Origin of the sequence: Acinetobacter lactucae (assembly GCF_013122135.1) — a bacterium.
GTDB classification, from domain to species: Bacteria; Pseudomonadota; Gammaproteobacteria; order Pseudomonadales; family Moraxellaceae; genus Acinetobacter; species Acinetobacter lactucae.
Map to the genome: position 1 here is coordinate 2,034,319 of NZ_CP053391.1, position 14,856 is coordinate 2,049,174.

The following is a 14,856-nucleotide window of genomic DNA, read 5'->3' on the forward strand; positions in this document are numbered from 1 at the left end:
TACTTGCTATATGTCTGTAATCGTGTGGACTGGAATATTTTGTGTGGCACTTAAAGATTTAGAGTTTCGACTATTACGGAAAACTAACTGTTGTAGAGGTGCAGCCAAATGGCTTTCTGCGCGTGCTTGTTCAATCATTTGATGATACGGCGATTTTCCGCATACAGGATCAGCATTAGCCGCGTCTCCAGTCAACATATAGGCCTGACAACGACATCCACCAAAATCACGATCTTTATCTGGGCAACTACGGCACCCTTCCGGCATCCATGCATCGCCCCGGAAATGATTAAACCCCGTTGATTTGTACCAGATATCTGACAATTTATGTTCGCGGACGTTTGGAAATGAAATTGGTAATTGTCGTGCTGCATGGCAAGGCAACGCCATACCATCTGGAGCAACTGTAAAGAAGATTTTACCCCAGCCATTCATACAGGCTTTTGGTCGTTCTTCGTAATAATCAGGTACTACAAAGATTAGTTTGCAAGGATGATTTTGCTTTTTTAATTTTTCTCGATATTCATTGGTAATCCGCTCTGCACGGGTCAGTTGTTCTTGGGTTGGTAAGAGACCTTGGCGGTTTAAAAAAGCCCAGCCGTAAAACTGACAAATTGCTAACTCAACTGTATCTGCATTAAGCTCTAGGCAAAGTTCAATGATTTGTTCGATCTGGTCAATGTTATGACGATGAATAACAAAGTTAAGCACCATTGGGTAATCATACTTCTTAACTAGTCGGCACATTTCATACTTTTGTTCAAAAGCATGCTTTGAACCTGCCAAAGCATCATTTACCACAGAATCACTCGCTTGGAAGCTCACTTGAATGTGATCTAAACCCGCTTGCTTTAAATCAGCAATGCGTTGTTCGGTAAGGCCCATACCCGAGGTAATTAAGTTGGTATAAAAGCCTTGTTGATGAGCATGTGTAACCAGTTGTTCTAAGTCCTGACGTACCAGCGGTTCACCGCCAGAAAAACCAAGTTGAACCGCACCCATCTGACGTGCTTGATCAAAAACATCAAACCACTCTTGGGTGGTTAGTTCATTTTTATGCTGAGCATAATCTAATGGGTTTGAGCAATATGGGCATTGTAGCGGGCAACGATACGTGAGTTCCGCTAATAACCATAAAGGTAGGCCAACACCTTCTGTCATACTAAATCAATCCAGTGCTGCTGTTTTGCGACCAGCATGTAATCCACAACATCTTGATCAATCTCAGCAATATCACCAAATTTTTGCTTTAATTGAGCAATAATTGTAGAAACATTTTGCTGCCCATCAATATATTGTCCGATTGCCCCTGCACTTTCGTTTAACTTGATCATGCCTTCAGGATATAAAATCACAAAACCATTTTGAGCTGGTTCGAACTGAAAACGGTAACCTTGTCGCCATGTTGGCACAAGGTTTAAATCAAACTGCTCTTTATTCATTTAAATAGTCCTTTGTGCCAAACCCGTTTACTCGTCACACTGTGATATGGCGCTTCATTGTGAACATATGCCAAAGTTAAAGCATCTAAAATGCTCCATAAAATATCCAGCTTAAACTGCAATATTTCAAGCATCCGTTCTTGTTGCTCATGAGTTGTAAATGAATCAAGCGTAATCGTTAAGCCATGTTCAACGTCACGGCGGGCCTGACTTAAACGAGAACGGAAATACTCATAGCCTTTATCATCAATCCATGGGTAGTGTTGTGGCCATGAATCAAGGCGTGACTGATGAATTTGTGGCGCAAAAAGTTCAGTTAAAGAACTACTGGCTGCTTCCCGCCATGAGGCACGGCGTGCAAAATTCACATAGGCATCTACTGCAAAACGAACACCAGGTAATACCAGTTCTTCAGAAATCACTTGTTCACGACTCAAACCAACAGCTTCGGCTAAGCGTAACCATGCTTCTCGACCACCGCCATCGGGATATTCACCATCTTGATCGATCATGCGTTGAATCCATTCTTGACGGACTCGTTGATCGGGGCAATTTGCCATAATTGCCGCATCTTTAAGCGGAATATTAATTTGATAGTAATATCGGTTTGCAACCCAAGCCTGAATTTGTTGCTGGGTGGCTTTACCTTCATACATCATCACATGAAATGGATGATAGATATGATAATACTGGCCTTTATCGATAATGGCTTGTTTGAATTGTTCAGTCGTTAAAGCTTCAGGTGTTTGAGTCATGTTTCACCTTAGAGTTCAATCTGCATGCCGTCATAGGCAACCTCTACACCATTTGCTTTAAGCTCAGCAAACTGGCTAGAGTTTTCATTTAAAATTGGATTGGTATTGTTAATATGAATCAGCACTTTTTTAGGTGTACTCAGCTGATTTAAATAAGACAGTGAACCACCTTCGCCACTAATATATAAATGCCCCATTTCACGGCCAGTTTTAGTTCCAACCCCTGTTTGTTGCATTTCATCGTCTGTCCAAAGCGTACCATCAATCATGACGCAGTCTGAACTTTGCATAATCTGCATGATTTGATCATCAATTTTTCCAAGACCCGGTGCATAGAACAACTGCTTTTGTGTTTTATGATCTTTAATAATTAAAGCAATGTTGTCGCCGTCATGTGGGTCATGTCGATGTGGTGAATATGGCGGCGCAGCACTTTTAATAATTAAAGGTAAAAATTCTAAATTTTCAAAACCATCAACTTTAAAGGCTTGCGTAGGATTAATCTCATGATATTGAAGACCACCATTCCAGTGTTTGAGCATATTAAAAACTGGAAAACCGCTTGTTAAATCTTGGTGGACCATTTCTGTACACCATACATTCATTGGGCAACCTTCACGTAAGGTCAAAAGCCCAGTGGTATGGTCTAACTGACTGTCCATTAAAATAACGCTCGTTATTCCTGTATCACGCAATTTACGCGCTGGTTGAGCTGCTTTAAATTCGAAAAGTTGCTGACGAATATCCGGTGATGCGTTTAATAAAACCCAGTCTATCCCATTTTCAGAAACAGCAATTGATGATTGAGTACGGGCTTTGGCTTGGATTGTACCTGTGCGCACGCCATGACAATTCGGGCAATTACAATTCCACTGCGGGAACCCGCCTCCGGCAGCTGAACCTAAAACATAAATATACATAAAATTAATATCTTACTAGAAAGAGATAAGCCCTAGAACAAGACTAGGGCTTATAACATATTTGGATGAAACTGATTAACGTGCTTCAAAGTACATTGTAACTTCAAAACCAATGCGTAAATCAGTAAAAGCTGGTTTGGTCCATTGCATAAATTATCTCCGGTTCATATTAATCTTATGAAATGAATCACTTGATTAAGATTTATAAGGCAATTAAAAATTTATTCTAAATAAAAAATTTGGGTTTGTAGACCACCCCTAGCCAAGATATTGTTCGATAATTGTGTTTTTGTCCAAATTTTAATAACCCGATAACATTCAAATAAACTTCTAAAAAGTCACAACAGTTTAAAACACCATTATGAATGCAGTTTTAAAGAGGCAAATTCATTAAATATTGCTGTGCAATATGAAGATGTTGCCCACGTTTAGGGTGACATTGTACCCATGTGCCATCTGCTTGTAATTCCCAAGCTTGGCGATTGTCTCGTAAATAATTATTTAAACCATCTTCAATGATTTGTTTCTTTAATTTTTTATCTTCGATAGGAAAACATGTTTCAATACGAGAGAATAAGTTACGCTCCATCCAGTCTGCACTAGCGCAATAAACCTTTGTGTCGCCATTATTATAAAAATAGTAAACGCGAGTATGTTCTAAATAACGGCCAACAATTGAACGTACACGAATATTTTCCGATAAACCTGCAACTTGTGGTCTGAGACAACAAATCGAGCGAATAATTAAATCAATTTGGACGCCTGCTTGTGATGCTTTATAAAGCGCACTAATCAGCTGAGGTTCAGTAAGCGCATTCACTTTAATTATAATGTGGGCTTTTTTGCCTGCGAGACTGTTTTTAGTCTCTTGATCAATTAACTCAAGTAGTTGTGAGTGCAAGGTAAAGGGTGCATGAAAAAGTTTTTTAAGCTTTGCCATTTTGCCCATACCAGTGAGTTCTTGGAAAATTTTATGTACATCTTCACAGATTTCAGCGTCGCTTGTAAGTAAACCAAAATCTGTATAAATTTTGGCATTCACTGCATGATAATTGCCTGTCCCTAAATGTACATATCTTTTGATCTTATCTTGTTCACGACGAACGACTAAAATCATCTTAGCATGCGTTTTATAACCTACTATTCCGTAAACCACGACTGCACCAGCTTCTTGTAATACGTTAGCAACTTCAATATTTGATTCTTCGTCAAAGCGTGCACGTAACTCAATAACAGCGGTAACTTCTTTACCGTTTCTGGCAGCTTCTGCAAGAAGTTGAACGATTTCAGAATTTGCCCCACTACGATACAGGGTTTGTTTAATGGCTAATACATTAGGATCTTGTGCCGCTTCTCTAAGAAGCTTAATGACAGGTTTAAAAGAATCAAAAGGATGATGAAGTAAAACATCCCCTGCTTTTAATACACTAAAAATCGGTTTCTTGTCATAAAGAAGCGGCGGTAAGACCTGTTGATAGGGTTTATATCGCAGTTCTGGTAAGTCAAAATTCGAAATAAAACGGGTTAAATTTACGGGACCATCTACGTAATATAGATGTTCAGGATCTAAATCAAATTGTTCTAATAAATAGTTTGCAATTGTGGTAGGACATTTTTTACCTACTTCGAGACGAACAGCTTGCCCAAAGCGACGAGAAGATAACTCACCTTTTAAGGCTTCGGCTAAATCTTCTACATCTTCAGATACGGTTAAATCAGCATTTCGCGTTACGCGAAATTGATAGCAGCCCGTTGCTTTCATACCAGGAAATAGGTCTGAAATATGTTGATGAATAATAGCGGACAAAAGAATGTAATGTTCGCCACCGCCGGAAATATGCTCCGGAATTTTAACAAGCCTTGGTAAAGAACGTGGTGCTGGCACAATAGCTAAATCAATCTGACGGCCAAAAGCATCTTTGCCTTCTAAAGTAACAATAAAATTGAGGCTTTTATTGACCAATCTCGGAAATGGGTGGGCTGGATCAAGACTAATTGGAGTAACGACAGGTTGTACTTCTTTAAAAAAGTATTCTTTAATCCATTCTTTATGTTTTTCTAATATGTCAGCATGTTGAATAAAATGAATGCCGTAGCCTTGTAGTTGGGGTAACAATGTATAATTTAAGATTTTATATTGTTCTTCAACTGCCTCATGCGCATTTTTGGAAATTTGCTTTAATACTTCTGCTAAAGGCAATCCTTCTGGGCCAGTTACTTGGCTCATTAAGCTAATTTTTCGGATTAGACTTGCCACACGAATTTCAAAAAACTCATCCAGATTACGTGAAAAAATAATTAAAAAATTTAAGCGTTCGAGTAAGGGATGTTCAATATCTTTTGCTTGAGCAAGCACGCGTTTATGGAACTCTAATAAGGACAGTTCTCTATTAATATAAGTTTCTAAATTATGCTGTTCTGAGCTAGATGAAGTGGGCAATGATGTCATTCTTGACTCTTATACTTGGTAAAAAGTTAACGTGACTAAAAAAGATGAATTAAAAATCAATTTTACTCACCCAATATTTTGTAGATGTTTTATTGCAAATTAATGAATTATTTATGAAAAATTTAAAAGTCAGTATTTATTTTAAGCACTCTGTTGTTTACTCCCTTTATAGAAGCCTATATATAATTTTATCACCAATTTTTTAAGATCGCTCTATTTATAGTTATATTCATTTTTCATCAAATATTCATACTAAACGCGTATTTTTTATCCGTCTTAATTGATCAAATGATAAAAAAATGAAAAATTTAACAACACTTTTTAAAGTAACAACCCTTTCTCTGGCAGTAACTTTATTGGCTGGATGTAATGACGATGATGATAACGACACAGCACCACCGGCCCAAAGAAGCAATCAGACCGTCAATATTTTAGCTTTTAATGACTTTCACGGAAATCTTGAGCCACCTAAGCGTTATGTCGAGGCACCTAATCCAAATGATGCTTCTCAATCTGTTCGTATTCCTGTGGGTGGAGTGAGTTACTTTGCCGATGCGATTAAAAAGCTTAAAGCAGAAAATCCAAATAATGCTGTAGTTTCGGCAGGCGATTTAATTAGCGCATCTCCTCTCACCTCTTCTTTATTTTTAGATGAACCGACCATTGAAGTCATGAATGATATTCAAATTGACTTTAATGCTGTAGGTAATCATGAATTTGACCGTGGTACAGATGAATTACGCCGTTTAAAAAATGGTGGATGTCAGCAATACACAAGTACTGCTCCTTGCCAAATTAATAAAAACTTTAGCGGTGCACAATTTGATTTCCTTGCTGCTAACGTAGCCATGAAAAATGATGCGAGTAAAACGATCTTTCCTGCTTATAAAGTCAAAACTTATGGTGGAATTCCAGTCGCTTTTATTGGTTTAACCCTTAAAGCGACGCCAAGTATTGTTTCTGCGGCGGGTATTAAAGACGTTGAATTTCGTGATGAAGCAGATACGGTAAATGCGTTGATTCCTGAATTAAAAAAACAAGGAATTGAAGCCATTGTAGTCGTTGTGCATGAAGGTGCTGCGCCAAGTACGAAGCTCAATCAAAAAACATGTGATGGTTTAAGTGGTCCGATTTTGGGTATTTTAGATAAGCTTAATCCAGCAGTTGATATTGTTGTTTCAGGCCACACACACCAGTCTTATATTTGTGACTATGCAACAAAAAATCCAGCTAAACCTTTCTTACTTACTTCAGCTGGACAATATGGAACGCTCATTACTGACATCAAGGTTGAACTTGATGGTAAAACTGGTGATGTAATTAAAAAAGATGCTAAACAAGTTCCTGTACAAAGCGAAGCCTATACATCTGGTACAACCACTGTAAGTCTTACAGATCTCTATCAAAAATTTAGTAAAACCCCAAGCATTGAAGCAATTTTAGATAAGTACCGCCAAGCTGTGACTACCATTTCAAGCCGTGTGGTTGGAACTGCAACAGCAGTGATCAGTCGTACTCAAGTTGAAAGTGGTGAAAGCCCGCTCGGTATTATGATTGCCGATGCTCAGCAAGCAGCTGCCTTAGAAGCAAGTAACCAAGGCTCTGACTTTACCTTAATGAACCCAGGTGGTGTACGTGCGGATCTACTCATTAATAGTAGTAACCAGATTACATTTGGAGATGTTTTTGCAGTTCAACCTTTCGGTAATTCAATTGTGACTTTGAGCTTAACTGGCAAACAAATTAGAGATGTAATTGAACAGCAATGGTCTGGTGCAAATGCAAATTCACCTAGAATTTTACAGCCGTCTAAAGAATTAAGTTATCAATATGCGGCAAATACTTCTGTTTCACCGCGAGCAAGTAACATCATGGTTGCTGGTTCACCCTTGGTTGACACTAAAGTATACCGCGTGACGGTAAATAGCTTCTTGGCAGATGGTGGTGACAACTTCACCGTATTAAAAGAAGGCAAAAACCGTGTCGGTGGTGGTCAAGATATTGATGCCCTTGAAACTTATGTTGCTAACAATTCACCTTTAACTATTCCAGCTACGACCCGAATTAAAGTGATCAAATAACTCATTTAATAAAAATAAAGGACAGTATGAGGCTGTCCTTTATTTTTTATGGCAGTTTAAAAAATTTTTATTCGGTATATAGATTGAGCTCAACACTACTGATATCGACTCCGGTATTTGCAAAGATAATATCCGTAACCTCATGAAGTAATTCTTTAACTTTCTCGTTTTCAAAGTTAAATGCTTCAGAGGTTTTGAGCGAAATTAGGTTACAACTCATCTTGTCTTTTCTAAGCTTATAAATACTTTTACTCTTCCCAAGGAACACTCTTTTGATGAGTTTACGGTTTTCAAATTCCGATAAGATTCGATAAATCGTTCCGAGGGTTATTTTATGTTCATTTTTAATTTGGGCATAAATACTCACCGCGCTTAAGCCTTGGGGATTTTGATTTAAAATTTCAAAAACCTGAATTCTCGATTTTTTTATTGGTAGTCCATTTAATAATGATTTTGAAGTTGCCGTCATGATTAATTAGCCTTAATGTTGAAAAGTATAGAAATTTTTTAAAATTATTTTGTCTATACTTACTTGAAAATTATGAAAATGATTTGAATGTATGCGCTTGGCGAATAAAAGCATTCTTGAGCTGAACCATATTGCGACCCTCTTCATTAAGTCATTTTTCGACCTCATTATATATAATAATTAACATATGATAAATATTATCATTTGTGTTTAGCGATGTATCATATACATATAAGTTTTAATATTCAATATTAAGTAATTATCAAAAACATAATGATAACCATTATATATTATTGATTAAATCATGATGAGTTACCTTCATTCTCTATTATAAGTATCCATTTCCACACATATAAAAAGCAGATCGATGATCTGCTTTTTATATTTTAAGTAGAATAAGTTAAATCACTATTATGCTAAGGATAGTGCATCTTGTTCTTGCATCCAGGCATGAATCACTTGTTGTGTTGTCATGACTTGAGCGCATCGTGTACTAGCATATTTTAATGCCATATCGTGCTCTTCTCGGCTAAAGTCAGCTAGTGCATCACCACATAAGAATGGTTGGATGTTTAGCATAAAAGCTTCAGCAGCACTCATAAGACAACCAATATGTGCATATACCCCACAGATAATCAGTTGATCGCGACCAGATTCCCGCATGAGTTGTTCGAGAGGTGAAAATTTAAAAACACTATATCTCCACTTGGTAAGAACCGTATCATTTTTTTGAGGTGAAATTTTTGGAAAAATCTGCGTAAAGCTCGGCTCGTTCTTTAAACCCGGTCCCCAAAAATCAGTTAATAACTGTCGATGTTCAGGTGATTGATTGCCCGGTTGTGCTGTATAAACAACGGGAATATTAGACTGATGAGCGGCATCAATTAATGCTTTGGTGTTTTTAATTAGTTCTGGAATAGGTTCCTGAGTTAAGTCATAGAAATCTAAAAAATATTGCTGCATATCATGAACCAATAAAACAGCTCGATTGGTGTGCAATGGCCAATTTGTTTTGTTGGTAGTAAATTCATGGGCTTGGGGCATACTGTAACTTGCAATCTTTGGAATACTCATTAGTATTTTCCTTTTCTATCTCTAAAAATATTTTTATTTAATTTCAGGGTTTTGTAGTTCTGAAGTAATCTTTAAACCCCAAGTGTAGCTCCCCCATCTACCACTATTTCTTGCATCGTAATTTGGGCGGCTTGCTCCGAAAGTAAAAAACTCACGGTATTGGCAATATCATCTGGTTGCGCGAGTTTTCTTAAAGGAATACCTGTTCGGTACTGACTCAAATCACCATCAATTACTGCAGGTGGAGGTGTATTATCAGTCCAGAGTTGTTGCTGCATTTGAGTGAGAGTAGATCCTGGTGAAACAATATTTAGCCTAACTTGATAAGGTGCAATTTCAAGCGCTAGATTGCGGCAAAAATGACTCAGTGCAGCCTTAGTGGTGGCATACATACCAAGTTGTATACGCGGCATGCGTGCACTATTTGAACTAATAGTGACAATACTACCCCGCCTTTTTGTACAAAAATGTTTAGCAACTTGTTGGCTGATCGCGATAGGCGCCATAACATTTACAGCAAAAAGTGTTTCCCAATCTTCTGTTTTTGCTTCAAGCATGGAGCTCATAATTAATACTCCTGCTGCATTTACTAACCCAGTGATTTCGTATTTTTTTAAAAGCTCTGAAATTAAGTCTTGTGTTTCTTGTTGATGAGTAATGTCTTGTGAGATGCCTTGCCATTGTGGAGATTGATCTGGCGTGATTTTTTTGCTGATATCCCATTGTTTAGGATTTTCTTGTAGGTCAATACCAATAACATGATAGCCCTTATCTAGCAGTTGCTTGGCGATAGCCGCTCCTATCCCTCTTGCAGCACCTGTGACCACGATGGTAGAACGCATGTGGATACTCCAATTTATATTATAAAGAAATCTATAAATATAATTGCAAATAATTATCATTCTTATCAAGGATAAAAAGTGTATAAGCTTAAATTGTGAACAAAATTAAGTTGAATATAACTCATAAATTTAAATCAAGATATTGTTTTATATAAATAAAATTTAATTATGAAAAATAATTTTTTATGAAAAAAAATAGTTCGATTATTTTATAAGATTGAAAAACACTAAAATTTTATTTACTTATAAATCTTTAGATTTAACTTGTGGGCTTTAGAGAATTTAATAAGAATAAGTGCTTTTATCATTTGATAATAATTATTATTTACTTATACTATTGAGCAAATTTTGGCTTTAACTTATTTAAAAACATCATTATGAAACTTATAGGACTTTTATTGACGCTATTGGGAGCGGTCAGTATCTATTGTAGTCATAGCAACCAAAATCTGTTGTCTCAACATCTTCCTAATCTTTTTAAGTATTTAGGCTTAGTTCTGTTAGGTATTGGATTCATTACCCTCTTTGTAAGTTTACCGAAAGTTGTTGCCACTTTTTGCTGGTTCATGCTCATCATTTTTGCATGGTCGTTCCTTCCTTTTATGGCGCTTTTTAAACGGAAACTGGTTTCATGAAAGCTAAAATTCAGTCGCCTATCCAGCCAGACTGGTGGGGTAAAACTTTTGCAGGTGGTGTATTAGGTCTAAGTCTTTCTATCGCGATTGGTAATTTGATTGTTTTATTAGGCCAGCCTTATGTTGCCATGGACTTATTAGCACAAGTGGGTATGTGGAGCATTCCGTGGTGTTGGATGCCTATTATGTTTGGCAGTTATTTTTTTACGACTGGACGAAAAGCGCTTATCTATTTAGCCATTGCCAATGCCCTAGCGTATAGCTGTATTTTTGTATTACGGGGTTAAACATGAAAGTACGTTCAGACATCATGAAATTAGCAAAAAGCATGCATACTTGGGTGGGTGTATGTGCGGGGATTTTGCTTTTTATCTGTTTTTTTGCTGGTGGGCTCAGCATGTTTCAGCACCATATTAGTAAGTGGGCTACCCCAACACAGCAAGTTTTACCGAAAGTCTCACCCGAACAATATAATGAACTCATTCAAAAAGTACAGACGGCTTATCCTGCAGCGCAAAAGAACTTCACACTAAATTTATCGTCCAATGAATTTCACTATGCGCCCATTACGTGGAGCGAACATGAACGTGGAGATGGCTTTAATACTGCTCAGACTACGTGGATGGCAAGCTTAGACGATAAAGGTCAGTTAATAGTTGCCCAAGAAAACTTATCTAAGGCAGGTTGGCTAATTGAACAGTTGCATGAAACAGCAGGCATACCGGGCATGGCAGGCCATCACGGACTAGGCCTTTATGTGATGGGCGTTGTTTCGATTCTATATTTTCTTGCCCTGCTTTCAGGGGTAATTATACTTTTACCAACCCTGGTAAAGGATTACTTTGCCATTCGGCCTGGTAAAAATAAAAAGCGTTTTTGGTTAGATGCGCATAATGTGATTGGAATTACGAGCTTACCGTTTCACATCATTATTAGTATTAGCGTTATTGTCTTTGCTTTTCATGACCTTTTTTATGATGCGATTGGACAACTTGCACTCAAAGGACAACCTGTTTTTCAGCGCTCTCCCCCTGCCCTTATTCAGCCTAAACAAACACAAATTGATGTGCAGCAAATATTGGCTCAAGCCAAAAAAGTAGCACCTGAATATTCTGTGGACTATATCCAGTTCAGTGGTTTAGATAAACCTGAAAAAGCCAATGCACGTATTGCCCTCTATAGCTCAGATCAAATGTTGCGCGGTGCTAATCATGACTTTATGCGTATGAACCCATATGCAGTTGAGCACTTTAATCACAAAGGCATTAACACACAGACTGATGCCGGTAATAAGTTAATCAATGCCATGTTTAGCCTACATTTTGGAAGTTTTGGGGGTATGGGCGTACGTTGGATTTATTTTGTGTTAGGTGTCGGCGGTGCTTTTTTATTTTATACAGGCAACATTCTTTGGGTTGAAACCCGTGCACGTAAACAAAAGCGTGCTGAAGATCCAGTTCCTGTTCAACGTAAAGATGTAGTGTTCCTTGCGAATTTAACTATAGGTGCATGTTTAGGGTGTGTTTTAGCAGTCGTGGGCACAATGTTGGCCAGTCGTTGGCTTTTCGCTGCTTTCAATATTGAAAGTATGAATCACCTATTTATGTATGGTTATTATGCGATTTTCCTACTGACTTTGATTTACACCTTTGTGATTGGTTATGCAAAAGCTTTACCGCAACTGTTGTTAACATTGGTTTTGGTGTTATTTGCGATTCCCCTAACCTCTTTTGTGGCCTATTTCGTTCCTCAAAGTGGCTTATGGGTACATGGCGGAGAAATCTTAGTGGTTGATTTCTTAGCTATCATTTTTGCTTTCGCTTTCTGGCGTTTTTATCAACAAGCCCAAGATCGTCGAAAATCTGCTCCAACAGGCAGTTTATGGGCGAGCTAACAACCATGAATTAAGCAGACTGAAATAATGTGTGAAATATGGAAACTATAAAACCCACATTGTTTCGGTCAGTTGTTTAATTTCCTGAATATCATGACTCACATAAATCATCGGAATTTTTATTTCCTTTTTTACCTTCTGAAAAAAAGGAATAATCTCAGCTTTATGATTCGTATCAAGTGCTGATAAAGGCTCATCAAGTAGTAATAGCTTAGGTGAATATAACAATGCTCGACCCAGTGCTACACGCTGTTTTTCCCCCCCTGAGAGTTTAATAGGCATGCGTTGTAATAAATGCCCTAACTTTAATAATTCAATAATGTAATCTGCTTCAAAGTGACGTTCTTGTTGGGACAGATGCTTAAGACCAAATAATAAATTTTGCTTTACCGTTTTATGCGGAAAAAGCTGAGCATCTTGAAAAACCAATCCAACATGACGCTTTTGCGTGCTCAAATTAATTTTTTGATCTGAATCAAACCACGTTTGATCCTGTATTTTAATGAGCCCACTGCGTGGAGTATTCAGCCCTGCAATGGCATGTAAAATGGACGTTTTACCTGAACCCGATGCACCAAATAACCCAATAACAGAAGCATCCGACTGGAAACTAGGTTCAATATGAAATTGGCCCATTTGTAGCTGGAAACAGCATTCAATCAACATAATCTCACCGTCCTAAACGCTTCTTTTGATAACGATGAAACCACTGTGCAAACCATAGCGCTAAAAAAGCCACGCTTAGCGATAAAATAATAAGCCTTTGAATAGCGGCCTCGGTATCGGGTTGTTGCATTAGGCTATACATGGCCAAAGGCAAAGTACGTGTTTCATTTGAAATATTACCCACAAAGGTAATGGTGGCCCCAAACTCACCTAAACTGCGGCAAAAACATAAAATAGCACCAATTAAAATACCACTGCTGGCAAGAGGCAAAGTGACATGAAAAAATGCCCCTAAAGATGAGGCACCTAATGTCTTTGCTGCTATTTCTAAACGCTGATCGACCAGTTCAATCGCTAGACGAATAGATTGAACCAATAGCGGGAAACCCATCACTGCCGAAGCAAGAACGGCGCCTTTCCAGTTAAATGCAAAATCAATTCCAAGCGGTGCCAAATATTGTCCAATAAAGCCGCGACTCCCAAAAACTTGTAATAGCAAATAACCCGGTACAACTGGCGGTAACACCAAAGGTAAAAATACCAATGTTTCAATGAATGACTTACCCCAGAACTCTTTACGCGCCAAAAACCATCCCACACAAATCGCAGGAATAATACTGACCACAAGGCAACTTGCCGCAACCTTACAAGAAAGTTGCAGCACGCTGAGCTCTTCTGGGGTTAAAGAAAACATCATGGTTTAACTGGAGCCAACACGCTAAAACCATATTTTCTAAATACAGTTTTAGCTTGATTGCTTTGTAAAAATTGATAGAACTTTATTGAGCTCGGATTCTTTTTAATTATCCCTATAGGATAAGTAATTGGCGAATGTGTATTTATCGGAAATTCACCAACTACCGTTACGTCTTTACTAATCGCTGCATCAGTTGCATAGACAATCCCAACCTGACATTCACCACGCGCAACAAAGTTTAATGCAGCTCGAACATCTTCTGTTTCAACTAACTTTGGTTCAATACGGCTCCACCAACCTAAATTGGTAAAAGCTTGTTTAGCATATTTGCCTACAGGCACACTTTTAGTATCCCCTGTACAAATCTTTCCGGTAAATACTTTATTTGGATCGGTGGTTTTATCTAGTTTTACGCTTAAGGACTGTCCTTTAGGGGTAATTAGAACCAAACGGTTGCCTAATAAATTTATACGGTTATTTGTTGCAACTAATTTTTTGTTTTGTAGATAATCCATCCACTGTGTATCAGCAGAGATAAATACATCGGCTGGTGCCCCAGCTTCAATTTGTTTAGCTAAGGTTGATGAACCTGCATATGAAGTTTTTACTTCTATATTATTTTGTTTTTCATAAATTTTTTCTAAATCATTAATGGCATTGGTTAAGCTGGCTGCTGCATAAACAGTAACTGATTCAGCCTTAGCGGAAACATTAAAGACCAGTCCTGTACTAAGGATAGAACAAGCCAAAATCAATTTTTTTATCTTCGTATCACTTACCATTATGTTTTACCTTTTTGTCGTTTTTGCAGCGATATATACCCAAGAATATAGCGCCATACAAAGATTATGAACAGCATAATTCGTTAAATATAGATGACTGGAAAGCAGCAGTCCTTTTTCAGCGTGCACTTTGGATTAAGCAAAAGCTAT

The 14,856-nt window shown here is 37.7% G+C and carries 15 protein-coding genes; 3 read left to right on the top strand and 12 right to left on the bottom strand.

Going from position 1 to position 14,856, the window contains the following annotated elements; genetic code table 11:
- Positions 1-6: 6 nt before the first annotated feature.
- The 6 genes from pqqE to ppk1 form a co-directional block, all read right to left on the bottom strand.
- Positions 7-1,161 (bottom strand): pyrroloquinoline quinone biosynthesis protein PqqE, encoded by a 1,155-nt coding sequence (gene pqqE / locus HLV59_RS09415; protein WP_171429831.1) that lies wholly within the window; start codon positions 1,159-1,161, stop codon positions 7-9.
- Positions 1,158-1,442, bottom strand: coding sequence for a pyrroloquinoline quinone biosynthesis peptide chaperone PqqD (pqqD, locus tag HLV59_RS09420; RefSeq protein ID WP_057076256.1), 285 nt, complete (start codon positions 1,440-1,442; stop codon positions 1,158-1,160). Before pqqD ends, pqqE begins: the two co-directional genes overlap by 4 nt.
- On the bottom strand, positions 1,439-2,197 hold the full coding sequence (pqqC, locus tag HLV59_RS09425; protein ID WP_016145249.1) for a pyrroloquinoline-quinone synthase PqqC: 759 nt from the start codon (positions 2,195-2,197) through the stop codon (positions 1,439-1,441). The genes pqqD and pqqC overlap by 4 nt, the downstream gene beginning before the upstream one ends.
- 8 nt (positions 2,198-2,205) lie before the next feature.
- Positions 2,206-3,117 (bottom strand): pyrroloquinoline quinone biosynthesis protein PqqB, encoded by a 912-nt coding sequence (pqqB, locus tag HLV59_RS09430; RefSeq protein ID WP_171429832.1) that lies wholly within the window; start codon positions 3,115-3,117, stop codon positions 2,206-2,208.
- 75 nt (positions 3,118-3,192) lie between these two features.
- Complete coding sequence (gene pqqA / locus HLV59_RS09435) at positions 3,193-3,267, bottom strand: pyrroloquinoline quinone precursor peptide PqqA (RefSeq protein WP_001982218.1); 75 nt, start codon at positions 3,265-3,267, stop codon at positions 3,193-3,195.
- A gap of 223 nt (positions 3,268-3,490) precedes the next feature.
- On the bottom strand, positions 3,491-5,566 hold the full coding sequence (gene ppk1 / locus HLV59_RS09440) for a polyphosphate kinase 1 (protein WP_171429833.1): 2,076 nt from the start codon (positions 5,564-5,566) through the stop codon (positions 3,491-3,493).
- A gap of 299 nt (positions 5,567-5,865) precedes the next feature.
- Between ppk1 and HLV59_RS09445 the strand changes: the two genes are divergently transcribed.
- Entirely contained in the window at positions 5,866-7,647 is a 1,782-nt protein-coding gene (locus HLV59_RS09445; RefSeq protein ID WP_171429834.1) for a bifunctional metallophosphatase/5'-nucleotidase, read from the top strand.
- 67 nt (positions 7,648-7,714) lie between these two features.
- Here HLV59_RS09445 and HLV59_RS09450 read toward each other — a convergent pair whose 3' ends face one another.
- The 3 genes from HLV59_RS09450 to HLV59_RS09460 all read right to left on the bottom strand — a co-directional run bounded on the left by HLV59_RS09450 (position 7,715) and on the right by HLV59_RS09460 (position 10,032).
- Positions 7,715-8,116: a transcriptional repressor gene (locus HLV59_RS09450; RefSeq protein WP_031948305.1), complete on the bottom strand. Its 402-nt coding sequence runs from the start codon at positions 8,114-8,116 to the stop codon at positions 7,715-7,717.
- 411 nt (positions 8,117-8,527) lie between these two features.
- Entirely contained in the window at positions 8,528-9,190 is a 663-nt protein-coding gene (locus HLV59_RS09455) for an isochorismatase family protein (protein WP_062849466.1), read from the bottom strand.
- A 71-nt stretch (positions 9,191-9,261) separates the two neighbouring features.
- Positions 9,262-10,032: an SDR family oxidoreductase gene (locus tag HLV59_RS09460; protein WP_081173991.1), complete on the bottom strand. Its 771-nt coding sequence runs from the start codon at positions 10,030-10,032 to the stop codon at positions 9,262-9,264.
- Positions 10,033-10,663: 631 nt separating this feature from the next.
- Between HLV59_RS09460 and HLV59_RS09465 the strand changes: the two genes are divergently transcribed.
- Together HLV59_RS09465 and HLV59_RS09470 are read left to right on the top strand one after the other, a co-directional pair.
- On the top strand, positions 10,664-10,954 hold the full coding sequence (locus HLV59_RS09465; protein WP_125739544.1) for a hypothetical protein: 291 nt from the start codon (positions 10,664-10,666) through the stop codon (positions 10,952-10,954).
- A 2-nt stretch (positions 10,955-10,956) separates the two neighbouring features.
- Entirely contained in the window at positions 10,957-12,561 is a 1,605-nt protein-coding gene (locus HLV59_RS09470) for a PepSY-associated TM helix domain-containing protein (RefSeq protein ID WP_062848774.1), read from the top strand.
- A gap of 45 nt (positions 12,562-12,606) precedes the next feature.
- On the opposite strand, the gene HLV59_RS09475 is transcribed toward HLV59_RS09470, so the two are convergent.
- From HLV59_RS09475 to modA, 3 genes are read right to left on the bottom strand one after another with little or no spacing between them, the layout of a single operon-like run.
- Complete coding sequence (locus HLV59_RS09475) at positions 12,607-13,227, bottom strand: ATP-binding cassette domain-containing protein (RefSeq protein ID WP_171429835.1); 621 nt, start codon at positions 13,225-13,227, stop codon at positions 12,607-12,609.
- 4 nt (positions 13,228-13,231) lie between these two features.
- Positions 13,232-13,924: a molybdate ABC transporter permease subunit gene (modB, locus tag HLV59_RS09480; protein ID WP_087088702.1), complete on the bottom strand. Its 693-nt coding sequence runs from the start codon at positions 13,922-13,924 to the stop codon at positions 13,232-13,234.
- Positions 13,921-14,706 carry a molybdate ABC transporter substrate-binding protein gene (modA, locus tag HLV59_RS09485; RefSeq protein ID WP_171429836.1) on the bottom strand — a complete coding sequence of 262 codons (786 nt, stop codon included), beginning with the start codon at positions 14,704-14,706 and terminating at the stop codon, positions 13,921-13,923. Before modA ends, modB begins: the two co-directional genes overlap by 4 nt.
- Positions 14,707-14,856 lie beyond the last annotated feature (150 nt).

Excerpts from the sequence above, each read along its gene's own strand:
- pqqE (WP_171429831.1), bottom strand. The coding sequence starts at position 1,161 with ATGACAGAAGGTGTTGGCCTACCTTTATGGTTATTAGCGGAACTCACG.
- pqqD (WP_057076256.1), bottom strand. The coding sequence starts at position 1,442 with ATGAATAAAGAGCAGTTTGATTTAAACCTTGTGCCAACATGGCGACAA.
- pqqC (WP_016145249.1), bottom strand. The coding sequence starts at position 2,197 with ATGACTCAAACACCTGAAGCTTTAACGACTGAACAATTCAAACAAGCC.
- pqqB (WP_171429832.1), bottom strand. The coding sequence starts at position 3,117 with ATGTATATTTATGTTTTAGGTTCAGCTGCCGGAGGCGGGTTCCCGCAG.
- ppk1 (WP_171429833.1), bottom strand. The coding sequence starts at position 5,566 with ATGACATCATTGCCCACTTCATCTAGCTCAGAACAGCATAATTTAGAA.
- HLV59_RS09445 (WP_171429834.1), top strand. The coding sequence starts at position 5,866 with ATGAAAAATTTAACAACACTTTTTAAAGTAACAACCCTTTCTCTGGCA.
- HLV59_RS09450 (WP_031948305.1), bottom strand. The coding sequence starts at position 8,116 with ATGACGGCAACTTCAAAATCATTATTAAATGGACTACCAATAAAAAAA.
- HLV59_RS09455 (WP_062849466.1), bottom strand. The coding sequence starts at position 9,190 with ATGAGTATTCCAAAGATTGCAAGTTACAGTATGCCCCAAGCCCATGAA.
- HLV59_RS09460 (WP_081173991.1), bottom strand. The coding sequence starts at position 10,032 with ATGCGTTCTACCATCGTGGTCACAGGTGCTGCAAGAGGGATAGGAGCG.
- HLV59_RS09465 (WP_125739544.1), top strand. The coding sequence starts at position 10,664 with ATGAAAGCTAAAATTCAGTCGCCTATCCAGCCAGACTGGTGGGGTAAA.
- HLV59_RS09470 (WP_062848774.1), top strand. The coding sequence starts at position 10,957 with ATGAAAGTACGTTCAGACATCATGAAATTAGCAAAAAGCATGCATACT.
- HLV59_RS09475 (WP_171429835.1), bottom strand. The coding sequence starts at position 13,227 with ATGTTGATTGAATGCTGTTTCCAGCTACAAATGGGCCAATTTCATATT.
- modB (WP_087088702.1), bottom strand. The coding sequence starts at position 13,924 with ATGATGTTTTCTTTAACCCCAGAAGAGCTCAGCGTGCTGCAACTTTCT.
- modA (WP_171429836.1), bottom strand. The coding sequence starts at position 14,706 with ATGGTAAGTGATACGAAGATAAAAAAATTGATTTTGGCTTGTTCTATC.